The organism is Psittacicella gerlachiana, assembly GCF_003585965.1.
GTDB lineage: Bacteria > Pseudomonadota > Gammaproteobacteria > Enterobacterales > Psittacicellaceae > Psittacicella > Psittacicella gerlachiana.
On sequence record NZ_NRJF01000196.1, the window covers coordinates 1 to 5,545 of the forward strand.

The 5,545-nt window shown below is 31.8% G+C and carries 4 protein-coding genes and 1 tRNA gene; 2 read left to right on the forward strand and 3 right to left on the reverse strand.

Annotation, left to right across the window (positions count from 1 at the left end):
- Positions 1 to 1,040 (forward strand): metal ABC transporter solute-binding protein, Zn/Mn family (locus tag CKF59_RS06415; protein WP_119535121.1); only part of this gene is annotated, 1,040 nt, incomplete at its 5' end.
- Positions 1,041 to 1,190: 150 nt separating this feature from the next.
- Positions 1,191 to 1,265, forward strand: a tRNA-Cys gene (locus CKF59_RS06420).
- A gap of 401 nt (positions 1,266 to 1,666) precedes the next feature.
- On the opposite strand, the gene recJ is transcribed toward CKF59_RS06420, so the two are convergent.
- The 3 genes from recJ to ribD all read right to left on the reverse strand — a co-directional run bounded on the left by recJ (position 1,667) and on the right by ribD (position 5,365).
- A complete protein-coding gene (gene recJ / locus CKF59_RS06425) occupies positions 1,667 to 3,538 on the reverse strand; it encodes a single-stranded-DNA-specific exonuclease RecJ (protein WP_119535122.1) in 1,872 nt (623 codons plus the stop codon).
- 164 nt (positions 3,539 to 3,702) lie between these two features.
- Complete coding sequence (gene lspA, locus CKF59_RS06430) at positions 3,703 to 4,224, reverse strand: signal peptidase II (RefSeq protein ID WP_119535123.1); 522 nt, start codon at positions 4,222 to 4,224, stop codon at positions 3,703 to 3,705.
- Positions 4,214 to 5,365 carry a bifunctional diaminohydroxyphosphoribosylaminopyrimidine deaminase/5-amino-6-(5-phosphoribosylamino)uracil reductase RibD gene (gene ribD, locus CKF59_RS06435; protein ID WP_119535124.1) on the reverse strand — a complete coding sequence of 384 codons (1,152 nt, stop codon included), beginning with the start codon at positions 5,363 to 5,365 and terminating at the stop codon, positions 4,214 to 4,216. The genes lspA and ribD overlap by 11 nt, the downstream gene beginning before the upstream one ends.
- Positions 5,366 to 5,545: the final 180 nt, after the last annotated feature.

Below are 5,545 nucleotides of genomic sequence, written 5' to 3' on the forward strand. Positions count from 1 at the left end.
TGAAAAAAACATTATTAGCAATAACTTTAGGTGCATATGCACTAATTAACACAGCTGCGGCTGATGTTTTATCTTCAATCAAACCAATTGGCTTTATTGTTAGCGACTTAACTAAAGATGTAACTCCTAGCTCGGTATTAATTCCTGCTACCCAGTCACCTCATACAGTTCAGTTAACTCCAAAAGATCTTGCAACCATCAAGAACACTGACCTACTAATCTATATTGACGATAATATGGAAATTAGCTTAGGAAAAGCACTTGATAATTCAAGAACTAGACCAAAAAATGTTTTAGCTCTAGCCGATATTCCTGAAATTAAAAAGCTTCTCGTAAAAGGTGTTCATCACGATCACGACGATCATGATCATGATCACAACCATAACCATGCACATGATCACAGTCACGATCACGACCATGATCATAAACATGAAGAAGGTCATTCACATTCCCATGATCACAGCCATGATCATGATCATGATCATAAACATGATGATCACCATGCAAACGATGGTTTATCTACAGACTACCATATTTGGAATAGTCCAATTATTGCAAAGATTATTGCCAAACATATTGCTGATAAACTAATTGAACTTTATCCTAATAAAAAGGATATAGTTCTTGCAAACTTAAATCGTTTTAATCAAGAATTAGATAAAACTAATGAAGAGATTAAAAAGCTATTAGTGCCTAGTAAAATGGGTAACTATTATGTGTACCACTCGGCTTATACTTATTTTGAGACAGCATATAACTTCCAAGATCATGACAAGGGAGCTATTTACTTTAATGTAAGTATTGACCCATCAGTTAAGGATCTAAATGAGTTAAATCAAAAAGCCAAAGCTGATAATGTAAAATTTATTTTTACCGAACCTCAGTTTAATCAAGGAATTGCACAAAAATTAGCTACTTCAATAAATGCTAAGTTAGGGGTATTAGATCCTCTTGGTGTTGATATTGATGTAAAGCCAGGCTCTTACCAAACTTATTTATACAGTTTGGCAAATAGTTTTAGTATTCTTGTGAATAAATAACCGAAAAAATCCCTTCAACTAGATCTTGAAGGGATTTTCTTTTTTTCTGCTCTAAACATCAAAAAGTTATAACTTAAAGTAAAGAATTTTTCTAACATTACCTTGACAGGTAATGTTTAATTACATATAATAGTCAGGTCAAAAGAATACGGCGTGATGGCAGAATGGCTTATGCAGCGGATTGCAAATCCGTCTATCTCGGTTCGATTCCGGGTCGCGCCTCCATTTTTTCTAGCATAGTTGCTAGATTTTTTTATTTAAAAAATTAATATTACACATCACAGAATAAATAAAGTCCTTAGGTTAACCTAAGGACTTTATTTATATGCGATAAATTTTATCTTCTGTAAATTGACTTCTTTTTCTTCAGCTTAAAAAAACAACTAAATAAACTCCAATTACTTCATTTACTTATACATTTCTAATAAATTTCTAATAAGAAAAACCTTATATCTTATACAAAAATGCATTTTTATCATAAGCTTGAAGTTAATTTTGGTTACAGTGATTTAGAGTTTCAATGGTTTTAAGATTCAATGAATTTTAATTTCAATAAATTGTAATTCTTTGCAATCCTTACTTTCATTGATTACTAGGGGTATTTCTTTATTTACCCGTTAATAAAATCATTCTACAGGAATCATATGTTTAATAATTAAACTAAGAGATTCACGTCCACAGTAACGATTTATTGACATGGTATAAAACACATCCATCTCAGGAGCTAAAGAATTTATAAACTCAGGTGTTGCCTTAAATTTAACTCCTGAATGACAAATATTATTTGCATCCATAAAGTCAAAGATTAAAGTATCACGCTTTGATCTACCCACTAAACGAGGGCTATTATATATTTTGAATCTGCTTTTAAAGACAGGTTCTGGAAAGCCTTTACCCCATGGACCTAAACGTACTAATTCTTTAGCAAAATCTAAAGTTATATAATTAACGGGTAACTCTAAATCACAAAAAATAGTTTCTTGTCCAATATCATCAGGATCTGCAGTTTCACGCACTATAGTTTCAAATGCTTCAGAGAATTTAATAAAATCTTTTTCTCTAATTGTAACTCCAGCAGCCCCCGAATGCCCTCCAAATTTAATAATTAAACCTGGATAACGCTGAGAAATAGTATCTAAACAATCTTTAATATGTAAACTATTAATTGAGCGTCCAGACCCTTTAATTAATCCTCCTTCATCGGTAGAAAAAACAAAAGTTGGTCGCCAATACTTATCTTTAATAATTGAACTGTTTAACCCTATTACCCCCTGATGCCAACTTGGATCATAAAGGCAAATCGAATAACAATCTGTGTGCTTAAATCTCGTTTCAAATTGCTCAAGTGCTTGTTGTGAATTTTCAGCTTGTACTACCGAACGCTTTTTATTTGTCTCAGCCATTTCACAAGCGATAACTTCAGCAACTCTTTCATCATTAGCAATTAAACACTCAACCCCTTTAACCATATTGTCCATACGTCCAATAGCATTAATTAAAGGTGCAACTTTAAAGCTAATATCATCTGCACTAAAATCAATATTATTGATTTTTTGTACTTTTAAGATCGCTTGAATGCCTTTAGAGCATTGGCTCGCTCTAATTCTTCTTACCCCTTGCTCAACTAAAATTCGATTGTTGTAGTCTAGATTCGCAAGGTCTGCTACTGTCCCAACTGCAACTAAATCTAAAAACTGATCAGGGTTAAAGTTAGGATCGTAATTTTCTAAAAATTTATTTATTTTGCGTCTTAAAGTTTCAATTTCGCTAGAATTAAACTTTTCTCCCGCTAAATCTTTCTTTTCGAGAGCTGTATTAATTTTGTCATAGATTATGGTATTTGCTAAATTAACGGCTTTAGCTATAGCACTAAATTGCTCATGAATATAATAGTTGATTACTTTCATTAAATAGTAAGCAACCCCTACTCCTGTTAGACTTTTTGAAGGGAAATTACATCCTTTTTGATTTGGATTAATAATTGCTACTGCCGGTGGCGTTTCATCTCCACCTAAATGGTGATCAGTAATAATTACATCCACTTTTTTGTAATTGGCATAATCAACACCATCAAATGAACTTATCCCATTGTCTACGGTAATAATTAAGTTCGCTTGGTACTCAGTAACTGCTAACTCAACAAGAGCAGGTGATAACCCATAACCATGGATAATACGATCAGGAATAATATAGTTTACATTGGTAAAGCCTAATTTTTTTAAACTCATGTAAACTAATGAGGTAGAGGTAGCACCATCAGCATCATAATCACCGATGATTACAATATTTTCATTTTCAATAAGGGCTGCAATTAAACGCTTAACCGCTTTATTAATATCTTTAAACAAAAATGGGTTGATTAAGTTACGTAAACTATAATCTAACTGCTTAACATCAGTAATATTACGATTTGAAAAAATATAATCTTTGATTTGGTCTTTAAGACCTAAAAGATGCTCTGGTCTACGCTCAACTATTTTTATTGTTTTTTCTAACATAGCTTTGCGTTATTCTTGTTGTTTCCAACTATTTTATTTGTTATTAACTTAATTTTTCACTTTTATATTTTATCACGGTTAAAAGTAAATAAAAAAGAGAAGTAGCCTTAAACTACCTCTCTATTAAAATCATTTAATCTATAGTAAAAGTATTAAATATAAATTTACTTAGTTACCTGCTTACGATTTCTAAAAAAGTCTACAATGTAAGTTAAAATAATTATATAGACCCCAAAATTGATCCAAATATCGGCAACATTAAAAACAGCAAAGCTCCATTTGCCGGCAAAAGTAAAATGAATAAAATCTATTACTCTACCGTAAATTAAGCGTTCAATGCCATTTCCTAAAGCTCCGGCCGCAATTAGAACAAAAGCAAAAGAGAAAATAATATCTCTCAAACCTTGAGCACTACGAACACTAGAACAAGCAAATACCGTTAAAACTACGCCTACCAAAGTAGCAAAACTTCCAACTAGCACTCGCATAAGCTCAGGATAGCTTGATCCGATACTAAAACTAAAACCATAATTATAGATTAAAGTCCATCTTAAAAATGTCTCGCCTATAACTGAAACACTTTGTCCATAATTGAAATTAGTATCAAAATAATATTTCGAATACCAATCTAGTCCAACAAGAATAATTAAAATAAGTAAAAAGTAAAAAATTAATTTATTTTTCATAAACTAAATATAAGTTATCTTCAGATAAAGTTTGGGAATATAAAAGTTTTAAGGATAAGCTCTGATCTATTTGCTCTTTAACGATTGAAGAATGTAAAGCCTCTATTCCTTGTCCTAAAACTTTAGGAGCAACAAAGTAATGCAATTGCTCAAACAATTTAGCATCTATAAAAGCATTAGTTAAACTCGAACCAGCTTCGATTAATAAATTATTAATTTCTAGTTGCTTCAGTTTACTAAGAATTTCTTTTAAACCTTGTGCCGTATGTGAGTTAACACTATTAAGAAAATGAATTTGTGGATACAATTCTTTTAGTGGATGTTCATCTTTTGAAATAATAATTAAATTCTCAAAAGCCTGAGAGGAAAAGATAGTTTCTTTACCTTGCAAAGCAAAACTATTATCTAGAATTACGACCTTCGGTTGCTTTAATTGCTCTTGAGGTAAATGTTTTTGGATAGTTTCAGGTAGTTCCTCATAGCGTACATTATATTTAGCTTGATCTCTAATAATAGTTTTACTACTTGTAAGTATGGCATCTGCCTGCCATCTTAAAGCTTGTACATAACTCCGTGCCTGAGGCGAAGTTATCCACTTAGATTCGCCATTAGGTAAAGCTACTTTACTATCCAAAGAAGCACCTATTTTAATTTTTACATAAGGTAAATCTCTAGACTCTTGTAAAGCAAAAAAGTCTCTATTTAAATTTTGAGCAGTATCTCTTGGAACATATCTAACTTTTATTCCTCCTTGCTCTAAAACCGCTACCCCTTTACCATTTACCTTTGCCGTAGTATCACTCGCAAGATAAATAACTTCTCCTACCTGACAATCAACCAATAAATTGGCACAAGGTGGAGTACGACCAAAATGAGCACAAGGCTCTAAAGTCACATATACTTGCGCGTCTTTAATTAACTCTTGCCAAGTTTGTGGATATCTCTGCTGTAAATCTAAAACTGCAGCTCGTTCAGCATGAGCTGTACCCGCAAATTGATGATAACCGCAAGAAATAATGCATTGATCCTTTACGATCACACAACCTACAGCAGGATTAGGATAACAAGAGATTTTTCCTTTTAAAGCCAAATTATATGCTAAATCTTGATAATAAATATCTAATTCTTGTGCAAATGACATTTGCTCTCCCCTTAAATTTATTGAGAGGTAAAATTAAGCATTTGTGTAGTACTTATAGGTATTAATCCCAAATAATACTAACAGAATAACTAATAAAATAATAATTTGCGCTAAACGCTTTTTATTCATAGGTTCACGCATATGTTTTCCTTAATGTAAAAAGTTTTCTTTGTATTATAC

Bases quoted from the DNA above. Each gene is read 5' to 3' on its own strand.
- lspA (WP_119535123.1), bottom strand. From the start codon at position 4,224: ATGAAAAATAAATTAATTTTTTACTTTTTACTTATTTTAATTATTCTT.
- ribD (WP_119535124.1), bottom strand. From the start codon at position 5,365: ATGTCATTTGCACAAGAATTAGATATTTATTATCAAGATTTAGCATAT.
- recJ (WP_119535122.1), bottom strand. From the start codon at position 3,538: ATGTTAGAAAAAACAATAAAAATAGTTGAGCGTAGACCAGAGCATCTT.